Annotated in this window: 19 protein-coding genes; 18 read left to right on the plus strand and 1 reads right to left on the minus strand. The window is 51.1% G+C overall.

Annotated elements, in window-relative coordinates:
• Nucleotides 1-3: 3 nt before the first annotated feature.
• From rsmA to spoVT, 17 genes are all read left to right on the plus strand, one after another.
• Nucleotides 4-900 carry a 16S rRNA (adenine(1518)-N(6)/adenine(1519)-N(6))-dimethyltransferase RsmA gene (gene rsmA, locus BM200_RS28150; protein WP_091190509.1) on the plus strand — a complete coding sequence of 299 codons (897 nt, stop codon included), beginning with the start codon at nt 4-6 and terminating at the stop codon, nt 898-900.
• Between the two features lie 1,161 nt (nt 901-2,061).
• Nucleotides 2,062-2,955 (plus strand): sporulation peptidase YabG, encoded by an 894-nt coding sequence (gene yabG / locus BM200_RS28155; protein WP_091190511.1) that lies wholly within the window; start codon nt 2,062-2,064, stop codon nt 2,953-2,955.
• Nucleotides 2,956-3,110: 155 nt separating this feature from the next.
• A complete protein-coding gene (veg, locus tag BM200_RS28160; protein ID WP_012772031.1) occupies nt 3,111-3,386 on the plus strand; it encodes a biofilm formation stimulator Veg in 276 nt (91 codons plus the stop codon).
• Between the two features lie 152 nt (nt 3,387-3,538).
• Nucleotides 3,539-3,727 carry a small, acid-soluble spore protein, alpha/beta type gene (locus BM200_RS28165; protein WP_091190623.1) on the plus strand — a complete coding sequence of 63 codons (189 nt, stop codon included), beginning with the start codon at nt 3,539-3,541 and terminating at the stop codon, nt 3,725-3,727.
• A 128-nt stretch (nt 3,728-3,855) separates the two neighbouring features.
• Complete coding sequence (gene ispE, locus BM200_RS28170; protein WP_091190513.1) at nt 3,856-4,710, plus strand: 4-(cytidine 5'-diphospho)-2-C-methyl-D-erythritol kinase; 855 nt, start codon at nt 3,856-3,858, stop codon at nt 4,708-4,710.
• 81 nt (nt 4,711-4,791) lie between these two features.
• Complete coding sequence (gene purR, locus BM200_RS28175; protein WP_091190516.1) at nt 4,792-5,619, plus strand: pur operon repressor; 828 nt, start codon at nt 4,792-4,794, stop codon at nt 5,617-5,619.
• A 33-nt stretch (nt 5,620-5,652) separates the two neighbouring features.
• Entirely contained in the window at nt 5,653-6,048 is a 396-nt protein-coding gene (locus tag BM200_RS28180) for a RidA family protein (protein ID WP_091190625.1), read from the plus strand.
• A gap of 129 nt (nt 6,049-6,177) precedes the next feature.
• Nucleotides 6,178-6,462, plus strand: coding sequence for a septation regulator SpoVG (spoVG, locus tag BM200_RS28185; RefSeq protein WP_012772036.1), 285 nt, complete (start codon nt 6,178-6,180; stop codon nt 6,460-6,462).
• Nucleotides 6,463-6,617: 155 nt separating this feature from the next.
• A complete protein-coding gene (glmU, locus tag BM200_RS28190; protein ID WP_091190519.1) occupies nt 6,618-8,018 on the plus strand; it encodes a bifunctional UDP-N-acetylglucosamine diphosphorylase/glucosamine-1-phosphate N-acetyltransferase GlmU in 1,401 nt (466 codons plus the stop codon).
• A gap of 59 nt (nt 8,019-8,077) precedes the next feature.
• On the plus strand, nt 8,078-8,731 hold the full coding sequence (locus BM200_RS28195) for a 50S ribosomal protein L25 (RefSeq protein WP_091190522.1): 654 nt from the start codon (nt 8,078-8,080) through the stop codon (nt 8,729-8,731).
• Between the two features lie 205 nt (nt 8,732-8,936).
• Nucleotides 8,937-9,497: an aminoacyl-tRNA hydrolase gene (gene pth, locus BM200_RS28200; RefSeq protein ID WP_091190524.1), complete on the plus strand. Its 561-nt coding sequence runs from the start codon at nt 8,937-8,939 to the stop codon at nt 9,495-9,497.
• A gap of 63 nt (nt 9,498-9,560) precedes the next feature.
• On the plus strand, nt 9,561-9,791 hold the full coding sequence (fin, locus tag BM200_RS28205) for an anti-sigma-F factor Fin (protein WP_091190527.1): 231 nt from the start codon (nt 9,561-9,563) through the stop codon (nt 9,789-9,791).
• A 123-nt stretch (nt 9,792-9,914) separates the two neighbouring features.
• On the plus strand, nt 9,915-13,442 hold the full coding sequence (gene mfd / locus BM200_RS28210) for a transcription-repair coupling factor (protein ID WP_091190528.1): 3,528 nt from the start codon (nt 9,915-9,917) through the stop codon (nt 13,440-13,442).
• A gap of 171 nt (nt 13,443-13,613) precedes the next feature.
• Nucleotides 13,614-14,723, plus strand: a complete 1,110-nt coding sequence (locus BM200_RS28215) for a peptidylprolyl isomerase (protein ID WP_091190530.1) — start codon at nt 13,614-13,616, stop codon at nt 14,721-14,723.
• A gap of 129 nt (nt 14,724-14,852) precedes the next feature.
• Nucleotides 14,853-15,725 carry an SPFH domain-containing protein gene (locus BM200_RS28220; RefSeq protein ID WP_091190532.1) on the plus strand — a complete coding sequence of 291 codons (873 nt, stop codon included), beginning with the start codon at nt 14,853-14,855 and terminating at the stop codon, nt 15,723-15,725.
• 11 nt (nt 15,726-15,736) lie between these two features.
• Nucleotides 15,737-15,919, plus strand: coding sequence for a type II toxin-antitoxin system antitoxin (locus BM200_RS28225; RefSeq protein ID WP_091190534.1), 183 nt, complete (start codon nt 15,737-15,739; stop codon nt 15,917-15,919).
• A 489-nt stretch (nt 15,920-16,408) separates the two neighbouring features.
• On the plus strand, nt 16,409-16,948 hold the full coding sequence (gene spoVT, locus BM200_RS28230) for a stage V sporulation protein T (RefSeq protein ID WP_091190536.1): 540 nt from the start codon (nt 16,409-16,411) through the stop codon (nt 16,946-16,948).
• Between the two features lie 72 nt (nt 16,949-17,020).
• Here spoVT and BM200_RS28235 read toward each other — a convergent pair whose 3' ends face one another.
• The gene (locus tag BM200_RS28235; RefSeq protein WP_091190538.1) at nt 17,021-17,866 is read right to left on the minus strand and encodes an AraC family transcriptional regulator; all 846 of its coding nucleotides are present in this window, start codon (nt 17,864-17,866) and stop codon (nt 17,021-17,023) included.
• Between the two features lie 186 nt (nt 17,867-18,052).
• On the opposite strand from BM200_RS28235, the gene melA reads away from it, so the two are divergent.
• Nucleotides 18,053-19,351, plus strand: a complete 1,299-nt coding sequence (melA, locus tag BM200_RS28240) for an alpha-glucosidase/alpha-galactosidase (protein ID WP_091190540.1) — start codon at nt 18,053-18,055, stop codon at nt 19,349-19,351.
• The last annotated feature ends 20 nt before the right edge of the window (nt 19,352-19,371 follow it).

Here is a 19,371-nt window from a genome sequence, read left to right on the forward strand (position 1 = left end):
AGCATGAACGGAAACGATATGAAGGCGATTGAAGTTGCAACGCCAAAGCGCACGAAGGAAATTATTGCGAAATACGGATTCTCATTCAAGAAGAGCTTAGGTCAGAACTTCCTGATCGATCAAAATATTTTGCACAAGATTGTTAATGCAGCGGGGCTAGACAAAACCAAAGGTGCTCTTGAGATTGGACCGGGCATAGGGGCGCTGACGCAGCATCTGGCTGCTGCAGCGGGTGCGGTAACGGCCATAGAGATCGACAACCGGCTTATTCCGATTCTGGGCGACATTCTGGCGGGCGAAGAGCATGTGAAGGTTGTGCATGGCGACGTGCTGAAGCTGGATCTGAAGAAGCTGTTCAAGGAGCAGTTCCCGGACGTGACAGGAATCAGCGTAGTCGCGAATCTGCCGTATTACGTGACGACTCCGATTCTGATGAAGTTGCTCGAAGAACGTCTGCCGCTCGAGAACATCGTCGTGATGATCCAAAAGGAAGTGGCGGAGCGGATGGCGGCGAAGCCGGGCGGCAAGGAATACGGCAGCTTGAGCGTAGCGGTGCAGTACTATTGCGAGCCATCGCTTGTGTGCATCGTGCCGCACACGGTATTTATCCCTCAGCCGAATGTAGACTCGGCTGTCATCAAGCTGGCGGTGCGCGAGAAGCCGCCGGTGGATGTGGAGGACGAGGCGCATTTCTTCCGCATCGTCCAGGCGAGCTTCGCCCAGCGCCGCAAGACGCTGGCGAACAATCTTACGGCGTTCGTGGGCAAGGAACGCCGCGAAGAAATGACGCAGCTGCTGATCAGCTGCGATATTGATCCTGTCCGTCGAGGAGAGACATTGTCCCTCGACGAATTCGCCCGCATCAGCCGCGCCTTCCTGGCGGCGGGCTGGCGGGGGTAGTCAGCTCGGCCTCACGTTAGGGCCGAGCCCTGTTGTGCCGGCGGCGAGCTGTATCGCCGCCGGCTTTTTTTGTGGCCGCGCGCAAAGATTGCGCGGCTATGGCCCTCGCCCGCCGCCGCATGGCGGGCGGAGCCGCTTCAGGCACGGCTGCGAAGCGCCGTGCTGTTCTGCTGGTACGTAGACGCTACGTACCTTTAAATCTCTCCACTCACCGACTTATTTGCCCTCTCATAGCGCATCCATCAGACACGCCTCCAGCAGCACGGAAATTTCCTCTTACATCCCAACGAACGCACTAAGTCCACACTTGCTGCCCGTGCAACACGAAAAACCGTGCCTGGCGGTGAAGATTACCCGGGCAATACCAATTGTAAACGTGCGATTCGGTTTAAGAGGAGCACGGCAGTTTGAATGTAGCGAAGTAACATCCTACAAGTGGACGGTTAGGATAACTAATCCCGCAGGTGTCTAATGGGTCCCATGGCAAGTGACACTACATAGCGGATCGGGCGGCGGAGGCAAGTTTATTACGCAAGCGGGAATTCAACTGCAGAGGTCGACAATGAGATGTGGAGTGTTTAAGCGCGTGTATAGTCATGCACCACGTAATGCGTTCAGGCAGCCATATAAGCGCGTTATTGAATGCCGAGCATCTAAGTCACAGAGCGAAACGATACTCGTGCTAGTCGCTGCAGGCGAAGGCTGTACCATCACGTACGCGTGAAACGACGTATGTGCCATATATGTGGCCATAATAGGCTAACCTGTAAAGCGCGGGTGCGCGGGCGCAACCCACGCGTACAATGCACGCGTATGGCGGACATGCCACCGCCGCCAGTCCACCTGCATCTAAGCTGCGCCAGCCGCAGCAGCGCGGCAGCCGTCTGCCTCCACAAGGAATGTGTGGAGGCATTTGGGCTGCGCAGGCTAACCGCAGGAGAGGGTAAGGGGTAACTCCCTTAAGGAGCGGAGCGTCCGCCTTTGCCTGTACATTGCCACCTATGTGGCTAAGTTCAAGCAATGCACAGGCAACAGCGGCCGTAGGGAGTTACCCCGTCCCTCGTTGCGGCAGCCGAAGCAATACGCCTTAAGCCACCGCTCAATTTTCTCCGCACATTCCGCGCCCTCCACCCATACGATAGACGAAGAGGTGATTTACCTATGAAGCAAGGGGACCTGGTCGTCCGCAAATCCTATGGCGGTGACGTGCTGTTCCGAGTTGAAGACATGCGATCAGATAAAGCATTATTGAAAGGCACGGATTACCGATTGCTTGCGGATGCGCCAATTCCCGACTTGTCGGTTGTTCATGACCCGGAATCGACAAGTGCGCGGCAGCAAGTGAAGATAAAAGTAAACGACTCTCTCAAACGTATGCGGCAGGAGAAAGCGCATCTGACCGTATTATCGGGTCATGATCGGGCTACTTTGCAGCAGCAAAGCCAGTCTTATTTCGAACTGCCTGGCAAGGTGCTTCATTTGGATGGGGACGGGAATTACTTAAGGAAGAGCATGCAGCTGTACCAGACGATGAAGGTACCCGCGCATGGCGTGCATGCCCATGAATCTCAGATGGCCCAGCTTCTGCACCGTCTGCTCCCGCAGGTGAAACCGGATATCGTCGTCATTACCGGACATGATGGTGTCTTGAAGAACCGGGAAGGTGAAGATCTATACAGCCTGAGCAGCTACAAAAACTCGCAGCACTTCGTGAATGCGGTGCGTGTTGCCAGACAATATGAGAAAAACATGGATGGGCTTGTCGTGGTGGCTGGCGCCTGCCAATCGCATTTCGAAGCGCTCTTGCAGTCTGGCTCCAACTTCGCCAGCTCGCCGGGCAGAATATTGATCCATGCGCTGGATCCTGTTTATATTGCCATTAAGGCAAGCTATACCTCGGTGCGGGAGTCGATCAACCTCTCGGATGTAATCCACGGCACCATCAGCGGGATTGACGGGGTAGGCGGTATTGAAACGATGGGACGCCATAGAATGGGTCTGCCGAAGCCAAAAAAAGTAACCCAATCCACCGCGAGTATGAAGATAACGTCTTAATATGTACATGTTTTTGACGATTATGCATCAAAATCGTAAAAATGGGCGAAAACACCGTTGACAAGAAAAGTAGATGGCTGATATAATATTTTGCTTCATTTGACAAACCTCCTCTTTCTGGTTATAATGGACAAGGAAAGAGGTGGTAGTGGACAATGGCAAAAAACGCGCTATTGGAAATTAAACGCAATTTGGAAGCTCATGTAGGCTCCAAAATCCGTCTTCGAGCTAACGGTGGCCGGCGAAAGACCATCGAACGCACCGGCACGTTGGAAGAAATCTACCCTTCTGTTTTCATTGTCAAACTGGACCAGGAGTCTCACGCGTTTAAGCGCGTTTCCTACAGTTATGCGGATATACTGACAGAGTCGGTGGAAGTGACCGTGTGCAATGATGAAGGTCAAGTCCGAATTACACATATTCAACAATAAATGCATGTAAGTGCTTTAGACGCGGATCCAATGGATTCGCGTTTTTTTTCGTCCCTATTCCATGCAATTCAGCCCGTGCTGCATAAGCTGCAGCCGACATGGCGCATACTAAACCGCAATCACAATCATTCCTAAGGACAGGAGGTGCGAGGATCATGAGCCGCAGAAGAAGTGTCATGTCCGAGCAGCTGAAATATGAACTGGCGAAAGATCTTGGTTTCATCGACAAGGTAGAGCAGGAAGGCTGGGGCGGTATTAGTACGAAGGATGCCGGCAATATGGTAAAAAGGGCAATCCAGCTTGCTGAGCAAGCCGCAGCCAGATCGCACGGACAGCAATAAACAAGGAATACCATCCATTGACGGAAGCTAAGAGAGCAGGGCGCTAAACGCCGGCGCTGACCTCTTAGCTTTTCTTGTGCCCGTTTGCTATAATGTTGCTTAGTTAACAACGAACGGGAGAGCTTGCCATGAAAATTTACGAGAAGGCTCCGGCGAAAATTAACCTGCTGCTCGATGTCCTTCGGAAGCGGGAAGACGGATTCCATGAAGTCGAGATGATCATGACGATGGTCGATCTGGCCGACCGTCTGGAGCTGGAGGAACTGCCGAGGGATACGATTATTATATCGAGCCAGGCTGGTTACATACCGCTGGATGAGAAGAACCTGGCCTTTCAGGCTGCGCGTCTGATCAAAGAGCGTTACGATGTCCGCAAGGGCGTCTATATTCATTTGGACAAAAAGATCCCGGTAGCCGCAGGGCTTGCCGGAGGCAGCAGCGACGCTGCCGCTGCGCTGCGCGGACTGAACCGCCTGTGGCAGCTTAACATCCCGGAGGACGAGCTATGCCGTCTTGGCGCGGAGCTCGGCTCTGATGTGCCTTTCTGCGTGACTGGCGGTACAGCCATTGCAACAGGCCGGGGAGAGAAGCTGGAGCGGATCAGTAATCCGCCGCAGTGCTGGGTCGTTCTGGCCAAGCCTCCAATTAACGTATCAACAGCCGACGTATACGGCAAACTGCGTGCAAATGAGCTGAGGGAACATCCTTCAACGGCGGACATGGTATCGGCCATTGAGCGAGGTTCATTCTCGGATATTTGCACCGGACTAGGCAATGTGCTGGAGAATGTGACACTGGATTTATATCCGGAAGTGCTGCAGCTGAAAGAAAGCATGCAAAAGCTAGGTGCTGACGGCGTCCTCATGTCGGGCAGCGGACCAACGGTGTTTGGTCTTGTCTCGAAGGAAGCCAAGCTTCCACGTATCTATAATGGGCTTCGAGGATTCTGTAAAGAAGTATACGTGGTAAGAATGCTGACATAATGCTGACGTTTTTCTTGATTAAATCCGTATAAAAATGTTATATTGACTTTATATTATTCGGATTTAGTGGGGGGAATGGCTTTGAAAAAATTGAAGCGAAGCGCAAGACTGGTAGAGATGACGCAATATTTGCTGAGTCGTCCCCACACGTTAATTTCGTTAACAGCATTTGCTGATCGCTATCAGTCTGCGAAGTCTTCCATCAGTGAAGATTTAGCCATTATAAAAGAAGTCTTCGAAGAAGAAGGCTTTGGTGAATTAAACACGCTTGCCGGTGCTGCAGGAGGCGTCAAGTATACGCCCAAAATGCATACCTCTACAGCTTTATCGATTATGGACAACATTTGCCGCCAGCTGGAACAGCCTGAAAGGGTACTGCCGGGCGGTTATTTGTATATGACCGATATGTTGGGGCAACCGGAGCTGCTCGCCGATGTTGGACGAATGTTCGCGACCGCATTTGCTGATCGAAATATTGACGTGATTATGACCGTGGAGACAAAAGGGATTCCGCTTGCTTATGCAACGGCTGCTTGCCTTAACCTGCCGGTCGTTATAGTAAGACGAGATAACAAAGTGACGGAAGGCTCGGCAGTAAGCATCAATTACGTATCCGGCTCGAACAAGCGGATCCAGACGATGTCGCTGGCTAGACGCGCCCTGAAAGAGCAGTCCCGCGTCCTTATTATTGATGATTTCATGAAGGCCGGGGGAACGATTCAAGGGATGATGGATTTGCTCTTCGAATTCAAAGCAACCGTTGCGGGTGTTGGCGTATTTGTAGAATCGGGCGAGGTGGAGCATGAAGAGCGTCTGCTCGAGGATTACGTATCGCTTGCGACGTTGACGGCCGTTGACCTGAAGACGAAGCAGACGAAGGTTATTCCGGGTAACTATTTTAAGATATAAGAAATGATAAGATCGAAAGGTTGGGAATTCGTGATGACAAGCAAGAAGCTGCAAGTAATTGCTACAGATAAAGCGCCGGCTGCAATCGGGCCATATTCGCAAGCTATTAAAGTAGGGGACCTGCTGTTCACATCGGGTCAAATTCCATTAGATGCATCGGGCCAATTGGTAGAGGGCGGAATTGAGGAGCAAACGCACCAGGTTTTCCGTAATTTACAGGCAGTATTGGAAGAAGCGGGTGTAACATTAAATAATGTGGTAAAAGCAACAGTATTTATGAAAGATATGAATCAATTTGCAATTGTTAACGGCATCTATTCTTCTTACTTCGGCGACCATAAGCCAGCACGCTCCGCCGTTGAAGTGGCGCGGCTTCCGAAGGATGTACTTGTCGAAATCGAGCTCATTGCATCGACTGTTGTCGAATAGAAACGAAAAATAATTAATCCTAAAAAATTATTTTAAATATCGCATTTTTTTCCAAAAAAATAGAAGGAATTTGCACAAAAATGTGGAAGTATACACCAAGTCTCAGATAGGCAAAGGTGGTGAACACAAGTGCAAATTACTGATGTCAGACTCCGCCGCGTAAATTCGGAAGGGCGTATGAAGGCTATTGCTTCCATTACGATTGACAATGAATTCGTTGTTCACGATATTCGCGTCATCGATGGTAACAACGGCATGTTTGTGGCTATGCCAAGCAAACGTACGCCAGATGGAGAATTCCGGGATATCGCTCACCCAATTTCTTCGACAACCCGGGAGAAAATCCAAGCTGCTGTACTCGCTGAATACGAGCGTGCTGCAGTGGAAGAAGTTGCAATTGAAGAAGGAGCTTAAGCCTATTCTCTAAGTAACGGATTACGTCCCGATTTGGGACGGCATCGCCGTTTCCAATGGGGGCTAATAGAAAAGAGGGCCGAGAGGCTCTCTTTTCTTTTTGTGTATAATGGGATATAGTCTTATCAAAAAAGGTAGTGTAGGAGGAATTACGGTTGAAAGTGATGGCGATTGTACTGGCTGCCGGACAAGGCAAGCGGATGAAATCGAAATTATATAAAGTTCTTCATCAAGTAAGCGGCAAACCGATGGTGGGCCATGTACTAGATACAGTTAATGAAGCAAAGAGCGAGCGGACGGTCGTAATCGTGGGCCATGGAGCGGAAATGGTAAAAGGTTACCTTGGGGACCGCGCGGAATATGTGCTGCAGGAGAAGCAGCTTGGCACCGGCCATGCTGTCCGCCAGGCGGAGGCGCTTCTGGGATCGGAAGAAGGCACGACTATCGTCATTTGCGGCGATACGCCGCTTGTACAGGCCGAGACCATTCAATCCATGCTCGACCTTCATACATCGAGCGGCGCTGCGGCAACGGTGCTGACAGCCTCCTTTGATAATCCGACGGGCTATGGACGCGTCATCCGCGGTGCAGACGGCGCCGTAGAACGCATTGTCGAGCAGAAGGACTGTTCGGCCGAGGAAGCAGCTGCGAAAGAGATCAATACGGGCACGTATTGCTTTGACAACAAGAAGCTGTTCGCTGCATTGGCTGAAGTGAAAAGCGACAATGCGCAAGGCGAATATTATCTGACCGATGTGGTCGGCATCTTCCGTCAGGCAGGCGAATCCGTACAGGCTTTTTGCACAGCGGATCTGGCCGAAGCTATCGGGGTTAATGACCGCGTTGCGCTTGCGGAAGCAGAACGCTTCATGCGTGAGCGCATTAACAGAAAGCATCTGATCGAAGGGGTAACTATTATTGACCCTGCTAATACGTATATTGAAGCTGACGTACGCATCGGTTCGGATACGATTGTATATCCGGGTACTATTCTGCGCGGCAAAACGATTATTGGCGAAGACTGCGTTATCGGGCCTCAGGCTGATATTATAGATTCTGAAATTCACAGCGGCGCCGCTGTGAAATATTCGACCATTGCGGATTCGGTTGTTGGCAAGGACAGCACGGTAGGTCCATATGCGAACCTGCGCCCGGGCTCCAAGCTTGGCGAGGGCTGCAAAATCGGTGATTTCGTCGAGCTTAAAAACGTTAGCCTTGGCGACGGCAGCAAAGTATCGCATCTGAGCTATGTCGGCGACGCGGTTGTCGGTAAAGACGTTAACATCGGCTGCGGGGCGATTACCGTCAATTATGACGGCTTTAACAAGGCGATTACCGAAATCGGCGACAATGCCTTTGTAGGCAGCAACGTGAACCTGATTGCGCCGGTAAAGCTTGGTGACGGTGCCTATGTCGTAGCCGGCTCGACCATTACGCAGGATGTTCCATCCGGTGATTTGGCTATTGCGCGTGAGCGTCAGGTGAATAAACCGGGCTATGCGGATAAAATCCGTGCACGGGCAAAAGCGAAGAAAGAAAGAAGCAAGAAAGAATAGGTTTTCCAGAGGTTGGGCAAAGTGATATGGAAATTGACTTTTAGGAGGCTACTATATCCATGTCCATACCGATGACGGCAGAACCAAGAATGACGAAAATGAAAAGCGAGCTTCGAAGCTTAAGGGCGAGCGGCAGAGTGCCTGGCGTAGTCTACGGCAAGCAAATTGCTTCCCCGGCTTCTATTGCTATACAGGAGAAGGAGCTGCACGCACTGCTGCGATCCCATCCAAATGCGGTTATTGATCTCGATATCCCCGGAGCAGGAAAGCAATCGGTAATGATTGCAGAGGTACAGCGCGATAAACTGTCGCATAAGCTGCTCCATGTTGATTTCCAGCAAATTAATATGAATGAGGAAGTAACAACGCATGTCCGTATCGACCTGGTAGGCGATTCGCAGGGCGAGCGTGAAGGCGGCATCGTGCAGGCTTTGCTGCATGAGCTTGAGGTACGCTGCTTGCCGGGAGAAATTCCGGATTCGATCCCGGTTGATGTGACTGGTCTTCTGATGGGCAGCAGCTATCTTGTTGGCGACGTTCAGACTCCGGCAGGCGTGACCATTGTAACGGATCCGTCGGCTGTCCTCGTTACTATCCTGGTTCCTCAGAAGGATCTGACGGCTGAGGAGGCGGAAGCCCAGGAAGTGGAGACGAAGGAAGCAGAATCGCGCTCGACGGAAGCGCAAATGCACGAAGTTGATTTTGCAAAATAAAGGCATGAGAAAACCTCTATCGAGGTTTCTCGAAGATGAGCGACCGCGTCTAGATGCAGGGTTAATCGCCAAATAGAATTGTGGTCAAATAAACGGTATCTGCCCCTCTAGGGAAGATACCGTTTCTTCCTTTCTAGATGCAGGGATGTTGTCCCTCGTGTAGAATAATAAGACATACGCAAATGAGATTGGAGAGCAGGATAGCATGAAGTGGATTGTGGGGCTGGGGAATCCCGGCACAACCTATCAAAGCACGCGGCATAATGTAGGATTTATGGTTATAGACGAGCTGGCGCGGCGCTGGAACATTCAAGTGACGCAAAGCAAATGCAAGGCGCTGATCGGCGAGGGGAATGTTCAGGGTACGAAGGTTGTCCTTATTAAGCCGATGACGTACATGAATCTGTCCGGCGAATCGGTACGGGGCTTCCTTGATTATTTCAAGGCTGATCTGGAAGACGGACTTATTGTTTATGATGATATGGATACGGAGATCGGCAAGATCCGCCTTCGTTATCAGGGCAGCGCGGGAGGCCATAACGGCATCAAGTCGCTCATTCAGCATTTGGGCACGCAGCAGTTCAACCGGGTCAGAATGGGCATCTCACGCCCGCAGCCGGGACGCAATATTGCCGACTACGTGCTGGATAACTTTCCGAAGAGCGAACAGGAAGCGCTGAAAAGCATGATTGAGCAGGCTTGTGACGCTGTGGAGTATTCCCTCAAAGCTAGTTTCGATAATACGATGGCCAAGTTTAACAAGTAACCGCCTAAGCTCGGGCAAAACGGGCATACTGAAGGGTATAACCATTCTTCAGGAGGCATACATATGGCTGTAAACTATATTTGCCGGCACTGCCGGACGTCCATGGGGACGATTGAAGAGAAAGAAATCTCGGAGACGAGACTCGGTTTCCATTTCTTGACCCCCGAAGAGCGCAGCGATATAATAGCGTATAACTCGAACGGCGATATAACGGTCAAAGTCGTTTGCGATTACTGCCGCGAGGCGCTGGAAGCAAATCCGGAGCTGTTGCTCGTCGTTAACCCGCTGCAATAATTCGGGGCGTATCACCATAGTGTTCGTAGCCTTAGCATCCGGCTGAGGCTTCTTTTCGATGATTCTATTTGTAAAATAATTGCTTGCTAGTGTCTTGTGTATAGAAACGGGGTGCCTTCACGATTGAAAGCGTTAGTACAGGCTTTTGCCGCGGATCCGGACGTACAGTCGATTATTGCCGGTGTCCGCAAAGGAATGCGCGAACAGATGATATCGGGACTTGCAGGCTCTTCGAGGCAAGTGCTCGTAGCGGCGGTGAAGGAAGATTTAGACCGTCCGCTGCTCGTTGTTACGCATAATATGTATGCTGCACAGAAGATTGCAGAGGATTTGCAGGAATGCTTCTCTGCCGATGACGTATTGTTATATCCCGCGAATGAGCTGGTAGCTGCCGAAGCGGCGATCTCAAGTCCTGAGACGCTGGCGCAGCGCATGGATGTGCTGATCAGGCTGTCCGAAGGCTTCCGCGGGATTATTGTCGTTCCCTTTTCCGGTATTCGGCGCTACCAGCCGATCAAGGGTGTTATGTCGGAAGCCAAGATTAACGTCAAGGTTGGCGATATGCTGGAGCTGGATGCTTTCCTGCGCCAGATGACCGGCCTAGGTTATGTCCGCGCGGACCGCGTAGAATCCAAAGGCGAGATGAGTGTCCGCGGCGGTATCGTGGATTTCTATCCGCTGACGGCGGAGCTTGCTTACCGGATTGAATGGTTTGGTGACGAGGTGGATTCCATTCGCACCTTCGACCCAACGGATCAGCGGTCGCTGGATAACCTGCAGACGTTTACCGTACCGCCTTGCCAGGAGATTGTGGCGGATGAGCGCCGCTTCAAAGCTGCAGCGGACCATGCGGCATCTCTGCTTGCCCAGCAGCTCGATAAGATGACGGACCGTACGGCGAAGGACCGTCTTCGCCAGGAGATTGGCGGCGAGATTGAGAAGCTGCGGGAGCAAGTCTATTTTCCTGAAATCTATAAATATATATCTCTGCTTTATCCGGAAAGACAGACTATTCTGGACTATGTGCCGGAGGACACGGTTCTTATCCTGGATGAGCCGACACGTCTGATCGAGACGGGTCGCCAGCTGGAGCGGGATGAGGTCGAATGGTCGACGCATCTGCTGACTAACGGCAAGTCATTACCAACCTTTGTGCTCGCCCGGGAATCGGATGAGATTCTCCATCACCGCAAATTCCAGACGTTGTTCATGTCTCTTTTCCTGCGGCAAATTCCTCATTCTCAGCCGCAAAACATTTTAAATATGACGAGCCGCGCGATGCAAAACTTCCATGGGCAGATGAATGTGCTCAAAGCGGAGATGGAACGCTGGAAGAAGACCGGAGCGAAAGTGATGATGCTGGGCGGCAATAGCGAACGGCTCGACCGGATCCGCCGAGTGCTGCAGGATTATCATATTGAACCTCCTATCCTGATTGAGGGCAACCTGCAATCCGGCTTTGAGCTGCCATCCTCCCATCTTGTCATTATTACGGAAGGCGAGATGTTCTCGCAGAAGCAGCGTAAGGCACGCCGGATGGATAAGAAGATCGATAATGCCGAGCGGATCAAGAGCTATACCGAGCTGAAGGTCGGCGATTATGTCGTTCATCAGAATCATGGCATCGGCAAATATGTCGGCATCGGCACGCTGGAGATCGCAGGCATTCATAAGGATTACCTGCACATTCTGTATGCGGGCGGCGATAAGTTGTCCGTTCCGGTTGAGCAGGTCGATATGATTCAGAAGTACGTCGGTTCCGAAGAGAAGGAGCCGAAGATTAATAAGCTGGGCGGCAGTGAATGGGTACGGGCGAAAAATAAAGTCCGCGCTTCGGTACAAGACATTGCAGACGACCTGATCAAGCTGTATGCGGAACGTCAAGCAGCGCCCGGTTTTGCTTTTGGCCAGGATACGGCCTATCAGAATGAGTTCGAAGCGATGTTCCCGTATGATGAGACTCGCGATCAGCTGCGGGCGATCGAAGAGATCAAGAAGGACATGCAGAAGCCGCAGCCGATGGACCGGCTTCTATGCGGTGACGTAGGCTACGGCAAAACCGAGGTGGCAGTACGTGCCGCATTTAAGGCTGCGATCGAAGGCAAACAGGTAGCCATACTTGTGCCAACAACGATTCTGGCGCAGCAGCATTACGAGACGTTCCGCGAGCGCTTCTCTGGTTATCCGTTTAATATTCAAGTGCTCAGCCGTTTCCGCTCTCGCAAGGAACAGACGGACACGATGAAGGGCTTGAAGGCAGGAACGGTTGATGTGGTGATCGGCACGCATCGCCTGCTGTCGCAAGATGTGATCTTTAAAGATCTGGGTCTGCTTATCGTGGATGAAGAGCAGCGGTTTGGCGTGTCGCATAAGGAGAAGCTCAAGAAGCTTAAGACGAATGTCGACGTGCTGACACTGACCGCAACGCCAATCCCGCGGACGCTTCATATGTCGATGCTCGGCGTACGGGATCTATCGGTTATTGAGACGCCGCCGGAGAACCGCTTCCCGGTGCAGACGTATGTCGTGGAATACAGCACCTCTCTTGTGCGTGAAGCTATCGAGAGGGAGCTGGCGCGCGGCGGACAGGTCTACTATCTATATAACCGGGTACAAGGGATTTACCAGATGGCGGAGCAGATCAACGCGCTTGTGCCGGACGCGAAGGTAGCGGTCGGCCACGGTCAAATGTCGGAACAAGAGCTCGAGAAGACCATTCTTGATTTTCTGGACGGCGAGTCGGATGTGCTTGTCAGCACAAGCATTATCGAGACCGGCGTCGATATTCCGAACGTAAATACATTGATTGTTCATGATTCGGACAAAATGGGTCTCTCCCAGCTGTACCAGCTGCGGGGCAGGGTCGGCCGTTCGAACCGGATCGCCTACGCCTACTTCACCTACCAACGGGACAAGGTGCTCACCGAGGTGGCGGAGAAGCGTCTGCAGTCGATCAAGGAGTTTACGGAGCTTGGCTCCGGCTTCAAGATTGCGATGCGCGACTTGTCCATCCGCGGAGCGGGCAATCTGCTTGGTGCGGAGCAGCATGGATTTATTGCATCCGTTGGCTTTGATTTGTATTCGCAGATGCTGGCTGATGAGATTGCCAAGCGTAAAGCAGAGATGGAAGGCGTGGAAGTGAAGGAAGAACGCCGCGTTACAACGCTTATTGACATCAGCATTGATGCTTATCTGCCATCGGATTATATTTACGACAGCATTCAGAAGATCGAGATTTACAAGAAGGTAGCGACCGTCACGTCCATTGATGAGGCGGAGGATCTTGCGGAGGAGCTGATCGACCGGTTCGGCAATCTGCCGCAGGCCGTCGACAACCTGCTCTCGGTCGGACGTCTGAAGGTATACGGCTCGCAATACGGCATCGAGCAGATCAGCCAGAAGGGCGACGATCTCATCGTTCGCTTCGGCGAGCGCGAGAAGAAGCGGATTGACCGCAAGATGGTGGACCAGCTGTGCATGCAGTACGAGAACCGGTTCCGCCAGGGCGCGCTGCAGGATGATCATCCTTCGCTTCTGCTTCGCGGCAAAGGGCTCGAAATGGATCAGAAGGTACAGATGCTGGAGGGCTTCCTGAAGAAATTCAAGGATGCGAGAAAAGGCGAAGAAGCGCTGCAAGATGCGAAGTCATGATCGTATAAAATATAAGAAAGTATAATTTTTCACTATACTGGGCTTATATTTTTATTCACGAAACGTGTGCTGCTCCTCTTAAAGACGACGCAAGCCGTTTCGCCTTATAGCAAAGGCTTGTCGTTTTCTGTTACAATACAATAAACTTCTCAATTTGAAAGGGGATTCAACATGTTGCACACAACACGCAAATCGACATGGCGCAGAAGCGCGCTGCTCGTTATCGCGGCAGTGCTCGTCATGACGATCATGGCGGCTTGCGGTGGTAAGAAAGATAACGAAGGTTCCTCGGGCCTTACTTTCGAAGGGGCAGGCAAGGGTACCGTCGTTGCGACATACAAGGACGGCAATGTTACAGAACCAGAGTTCAACAAGTACCTTGATATCTTCAACATTATGCAGCCGGGCTATGAGCAAGTGATTGCAATCCCGCAATTCAAGGAGCAATTGCTCCAACAGTACGTTTCGTATAAAATTCTGGCTAAACAAGCTTCCGAAGACACGGTGAAAAAAGCCGACGGCGAAACGGACGAGCAGATGAAGAGCTTTGAAGATACGCTCAAAACAAATGCCGACGTGAAGAAAACGCTGGATGACAAAAAAGTATCGACAGCTGACGTTAGAACGTACCTCAACCTGATGCTGGTAGTGGTTGAGCACATGAACTCGCAAGTAACCGACGAAGAGATGAAAGCCGAGTATGAGAAAAACATCGGCAACTACAATCCGGTTACGGTTCGTCATATTCTTGTAGCTACGGCCGATCCTGCGGATTCGACGAAGACACTCCGCACGAAAGAGGAAGCTCTTGCGCGCGCCAAAGAAGTAAAAGCGAAGCTTGATGCTGGCGGCGACTGGGCAGCACTTGCGAAGCAATACTCCGACGATACTGGCTCGAAGGATAATGGCGGCCAATACGCGGATGCGAAAGCATCGGATTGGGTAGAAGGATTTAAGAATGCTGCTCTGACACAGCCTCTTAACAAAATTGGCGATCCGGTTGAGACCGAATACGGCTACCACGTTATCCTGGTTGAGAAACGCGACCAAGTAACCTATGACAAGGTAACGGAAGAGCAGAAGCAAGAAGTTCAAAGCGTAGTGGCTTATAACCACATGAACACGTTCATGACGGATGAAATGCCGAAACAAGACGTGAAAATCACCTTGCCTGAGGCATCGCCGGAAGCTTCTTCCGACGCATCCGCATCGCCAGGTGCATCGGAATCGCCAGCGGCATCCGAATCTCCGGCAGCAAGCGAATCGCCAGCTGCTAAATAAATCATGAATAAAGCTGATCTTATCATGTAAATGATGGGATCAGCTTTTTTTGTGGCAAAAAGGACTTTCTTGAATTTGTAAAAAGTGATATCATAATTATATCAAAACAATATAAGGGGTGTTTCACTTATGAAGGAATACAAAGCTTGGCATGTGAACGGATTCCTTGCACTGCTTGCCGCGATTATCTCCTTTGCCGGCGGTATCGCGCTTATCGTATTTGGATCCGATCAGCTGGATCCGAATATTTTTCTAATCGTTCTTGGGATCGTGCTTGAAGTGATCTTTATTGTGGCGGTATCCTCGCTTACGATCGTTCAGCCGAATGAGGCGAAGGTGATTACGTTCTTCGGTACGTACGTAGGTACCGTCCGCGACAGCGGGCTTTGGATAGTTGTACCGTTCACGAATAAGAAGAAAGTGTCGATGAAGGTTCGCAACTTCAACAGCCAAACGCTGAAGGTAAATGATGCGGAAGGCAATCCGGTCGAGATTGGCGCCGTTGTTGTGTTCAAGGTGACGGAGACGGCCAAGGCATCCTTTGATGTTGATAACTACGAGCGGTTCGTGGAGATTCAGAGCGAAACAGCGGTTCGTCATATTGCCGCACAATATCCTTACGATACGTTTACGGATAATGATGTTCAATCGCTGCGCGGCAATGCCGACGAGGTAGCGGTGGAGATGATGAATGAGCTTCAGAACCGGCTTGCGGTAGCCGGAGTTGAGGTGCTGGAGACCCGCCTGACGCATTTGGCATATGCGCCCGAGATTGCAAGCGCGATGCTGCAGCGTCAACAGGCAATTGCGATCGTGTCGGCCCGTCAAAGAATTGTTGAGGGAGCCGTAGGCATGGTGGATTCGGCCTTGAAGCAGCTGGCGGAGAACGGGATTGAACTGGATGAGGAGCGGCGCGCTGCTATGGTCAACAATTTGATGGTCGCGATTGTCTCGGACCGCGGAGCAACGCCGGTTATTAATACGGGCACGCTGTACTCCTAAGGGTCAGTCCAATGGGGAAAGAAAAGAAAGCTTTTGCGCTCCGGCTTGATCCAGATGTACACCGTGCCATCGAGCAGTGGGCGAGTGATGAGTTCCGCAGTGTTAACGGGCATATCGAGTTTTTGCTCAGGGAAGCGCTGAGCAAAGCGGGCAGGCTTCCTAAGCCCTCGGCCAAAAATCCAGATCAACCATGACATATGGAGCCGTCGTTCCGCCTGCAAGAGGGTGAAACGACGGTTTTTGCATGCGCGGATTTTTTTCACGTGGAACAATTAGCGGGGTTAATTATTAAAAAAAAGGAAATGAAGCAAGGTTTTTGCCATAGAAGGGAATGCTTTAAATGGTGATTTACGGCTTGTCTAACTGAACACATCCGATACGCCTGGCTTCAGCAGGGGACCGCATGATACGGCGGATGGCCGTGCATAAGAATTTGGGAGCCGATGAATACTATGGTCAGATTCACAAAAGAATTCGTTATCGAACGCGCTAGGTATAAGAGCAGCCGAACGACATCCAGGAATACGGCAGCTTGAACAGGCGCTCCGCTAGCTGTATCATTCTTTTTCCGCGAGAACGCTTTATCCCGTCATTGCAAGGTGAGGGTTTAGCATAATCGCTTGTCATGAAGGCAAATCGTATCCAGTGACTTAAAATCCTCTAGGAAAGTGGGGCAACAAGAAATGAAAGCAACTGGAATTGTACGTCGCATCGATGATCTCGGGCGTGTGGTGATTCCGAAGGAGATCCGCCGTACTTTACGTATTCGCGAAGGAGATCCGCTCGAAATATTTGTTGACCGCGACGGTGAAGTGATACTGAAAAAATACTCTCCAATTGGCGAGCTTGGCGACTTTGCTAAGGAGTATGCCGAATCTTTATTCGAAAGCACGAATCATGTCACTCTCATTACCGACCGCGATACGGTCATTGCCGTAGCTGGCGCTTCGAAAAAGGAGCTGCTGGAGAAACAGATCGGATCGATTCTGGAAAGCTGCATGGATAACCGTAAAACGGCGGAAGGAACTGCCGGCACATACGAGATCGTAAAAGATTTGCATGACACATACTCCGCTTATGTTGCAGCACCTATCGTTGCAGGAGGAGACCCGATCGGCACGGTCGTATTGCTCAGCAAGGATGATGCGGTCAAAATGTCGCAGATGGAAACCAAAATGGTGGAGACGGCGGCAGGCTTCCTGGCGAAGCAAATGGAACAATAAGCAGTCAAAAACAAAGGCTTGGCTTCCCGTCAACCGGTCGCAGCGCGATCTACACGGAAACCCAAGCCTTTTTTATATGGTGCGGTTAATATGGTCCCTGGATGCCCGGGGAGAGGTGCCGATCACTCTCTTGAACATTTTGGAGAAAAGGAAGGGATCGGTATAGCCGACAGAACGGGCGATATCGCCTATTGTCAGCTCTTGATGATGGAGAAGCTCAACCGCCCGGTTCATGCGGAAGCGGAGCAGGAAGGCCTGCAGGGATACGCCAAACTGCGCTTTGAATATGCCGGACAAGTAGGTGCGGTCGAGTCCTACAAACTTTGCAATGTCCTGAATGGAGATGGGCAGGCTGTAGCTGTTCTCGATAAAGGTAACGGCTTTGCTGATGTAGATCTCTTTGGTGTTGACGGCATGCGGCGGAGAGGCCGATTGTCTGTTGCAGGCGACGAGCCGGGCCATGTACTGGTAAAGAAGACTTTGGCTTACCAGATCTCCGCTGTTTGGATATGCTTCAAAGGCATGATGGAATTGTTCGTAGACCGTCTCGAAAAAGTCTCTGTACTCGCTAGCTTCAAAAATCGGGCTTGAGTGGTTCATGCCGGCTCGCTGCAGCAGGGACTTGGCATGAAGCCCTTTGAGCCCGACCCAGGAATAAGTCCATGGGTTATGCTCATCCGCTTTGTAATACACGAGTGCGCCCGGAATGATAAGAAAGCCTTGTCCCGCATGCAGCTCATAGCTGAGCTCTCCTAAACGGAATTGCCCGGAACCGCTATGGACATAGTGCACAATATACATATCACGCAGACCGGGGCCCCAATAATGCCCGGGATCACAATCCTGCTTGCCCCAAAATAATAAGCTTAAATCCATATATCTTTCTGTTACCGGAAGTTGAATTTCGGATATAGGCATAAGGCGAGTTCCCTCCATCGGGTGGTCAACAGCTTATAGGCTTATTATAAAGCGTGAATGCCGGCTCGTCACAAGGAAATGGGATTATGACAAATAAATAAGAGGCTTTGCCATGTTCGCTTAACCGCTTCGGAGATATAGTGAAGGAGTTAATTCCTTTTACGATAATGGGAGGCGGAAGCAACGATGTCCAAAATTACTTTTCTAGGCGCGGGAAGTACAGTGTTCGCAAAAAATGTACTTGGTGACGTGATGTCTACGGAGCCGCTGCAAGGTTTCGAGCTAGCCCTGTTTGATATTGATGCAGGCCGGCTGCGTGATTCCGAGCAGCTGCTGTTGAATATGAAAGCATCACTCGGAAGCAGCTGTGTGATTAAAGCCTATACCGACCGGAAAGAAGCGCTCCGCGGTGCTAAATATGTCATTAACGCGATTCAAGTCGGCGGTTATGATCCATGTACGATTACGGATTTTGAAATCCCGAAAAAATACGGTCTTCGCCAAACGATTGCCGATACGGTAGGCATCGGCGGTATTTTCCGTAATTTGCGTACAATTCCGGTCGTGCTGGACTTTGCTTCGGATATGCGGGAGGTTTGTCCGGATGCTTTGTTCATGAACTATACGAACCCGATGGCCGTTCTGACGAATGTACTGTCTACAGCAGGCGGGGTAAGAACCGTTGGCTTATGCCACAGTGTGCAGTCTTGCGTCTCGGATCTGTTCAAGAATCTGGGGATGGATTCCACAGGCGTGGAGTCGAAGATTGCGGGCATTAATCATATGGCCTGGCTCCTTGAAGTGAAGAAGGACGGCGTAGACCTGTATCCGGAAATCAAGCGCCGTGCGATTGAGAAGCAGAAGGAGAAGCATCATGACATGGTACGTCTTGAAATGATGCTGAAATTCGGTTATTACATTACGGAGTCTTCCGAGCATAACGCGGAATACCATCCGTATTTCATTAAACGCAACTATCCGGAGCTGATCGAACGCTTCAATATTCCGCTGGATGAGTATCCGCGCCGCTGTATCGAGCAGATCAAAGGCTGGAACAATATGAGGGAATCCTTGCTCGCGAACAGCAATATCGAGCACAAACGCAGTCATGAATACGCTTCCCACATTATGGAGGCAATTGAAACCGGTAACCCGTTCAAAATTGGCGGTAACGTGATGAACACCGGCCTCATTACCAACCTGCCGAAGGAAGCTTGCGTAGAGGTACCGTGCCTCGTAGACCGTTCCGGCATTAATCCGACGTATATCGGCGATCTGCCGCCGCAGCTGGCTGCGCTCAACCGCACGAACATTAATACGCAGCTGCTTACAATCGAAGCAGCGCTGACGCAGAAGAAGGAGCATATTTACCACGCGGCGATGCTGGATCCTCACACTTCGGCTGAGCTGTCCATCGATGATATTGTGGCTTTGTGCGATGATTTGATCGAGGCTCATGGGGATTGGTTGCCGCGATATAAGTGATGCGGATGATCGATGGTGGG

The organism is Paenibacillus catalpae (genome assembly GCF_900112695.1).
GTDB classification, from domain to species: Bacteria; Bacillota; Bacilli; order Paenibacillales; family Paenibacillaceae; genus Pristimantibacillus; species Pristimantibacillus catalpae.

What these genes read in the sequence shown, in the direction of transcription:
- rsmA (WP_091190509.1), top strand. Translation starts at nt 4, where the DNA reads ATGAACGGAAACGATATGAAGGCGATTGAAGTTGCAACGCCAAAGCGC.
- yabG (WP_091190511.1), top strand. Translation starts at nt 2,062, where the DNA reads ATGAAGCAAGGGGACCTGGTCGTCCGCAAATCCTATGGCGGTGACGTG.
- veg (WP_012772031.1), top strand. Translation starts at nt 3,111, where the DNA reads ATGGCAAAAAACGCGCTATTGGAAATTAAACGCAATTTGGAAGCTCAT.
- ispE (WP_091190513.1), top strand. Translation starts at nt 3,856, where the DNA reads ATGAAAATTTACGAGAAGGCTCCGGCGAAAATTAACCTGCTGCTCGAT.
- BM200_RS28180 (WP_091190625.1), top strand. Translation starts at nt 5,653, where the DNA reads ATGACAAGCAAGAAGCTGCAAGTAATTGCTACAGATAAAGCGCCGGCT.
- BM200_RS28195 (WP_091190522.1), top strand. Translation starts at nt 8,078, where the DNA reads ATGTCCATACCGATGACGGCAGAACCAAGAATGACGAAAATGAAAAGC.
- pth (WP_091190524.1), top strand. Translation starts at nt 8,937, where the DNA reads ATGAAGTGGATTGTGGGGCTGGGGAATCCCGGCACAACCTATCAAAGC.
- fin (WP_091190527.1), top strand. Translation starts at nt 9,561, where the DNA reads ATGGCTGTAAACTATATTTGCCGGCACTGCCGGACGTCCATGGGGACG.
- BM200_RS28215 (WP_091190530.1), top strand. Translation starts at nt 13,614, where the DNA reads ATGTTGCACACAACACGCAAATCGACATGGCGCAGAAGCGCGCTGCTC.
- BM200_RS28220 (WP_091190532.1), top strand. Translation starts at nt 14,853, where the DNA reads ATGAAGGAATACAAAGCTTGGCATGTGAACGGATTCCTTGCACTGCTT.
- BM200_RS28225 (WP_091190534.1), top strand. Translation starts at nt 15,737, where the DNA reads ATGGGGAAAGAAAAGAAAGCTTTTGCGCTCCGGCTTGATCCAGATGTA.
- spoVT (WP_091190536.1), top strand. Translation starts at nt 16,409, where the DNA reads ATGAAAGCAACTGGAATTGTACGTCGCATCGATGATCTCGGGCGTGTG.
- BM200_RS28235 (WP_091190538.1), bottom strand. Translation starts at nt 17,866, where the DNA reads ATGCCTATATCCGAAATTCAACTTCCGGTAACAGAAAGATATATGGAT.
- melA (WP_091190540.1), top strand. Translation starts at nt 18,053, where the DNA reads ATGTCCAAAATTACTTTTCTAGGCGCGGGAAGTACAGTGTTCGCAAAA.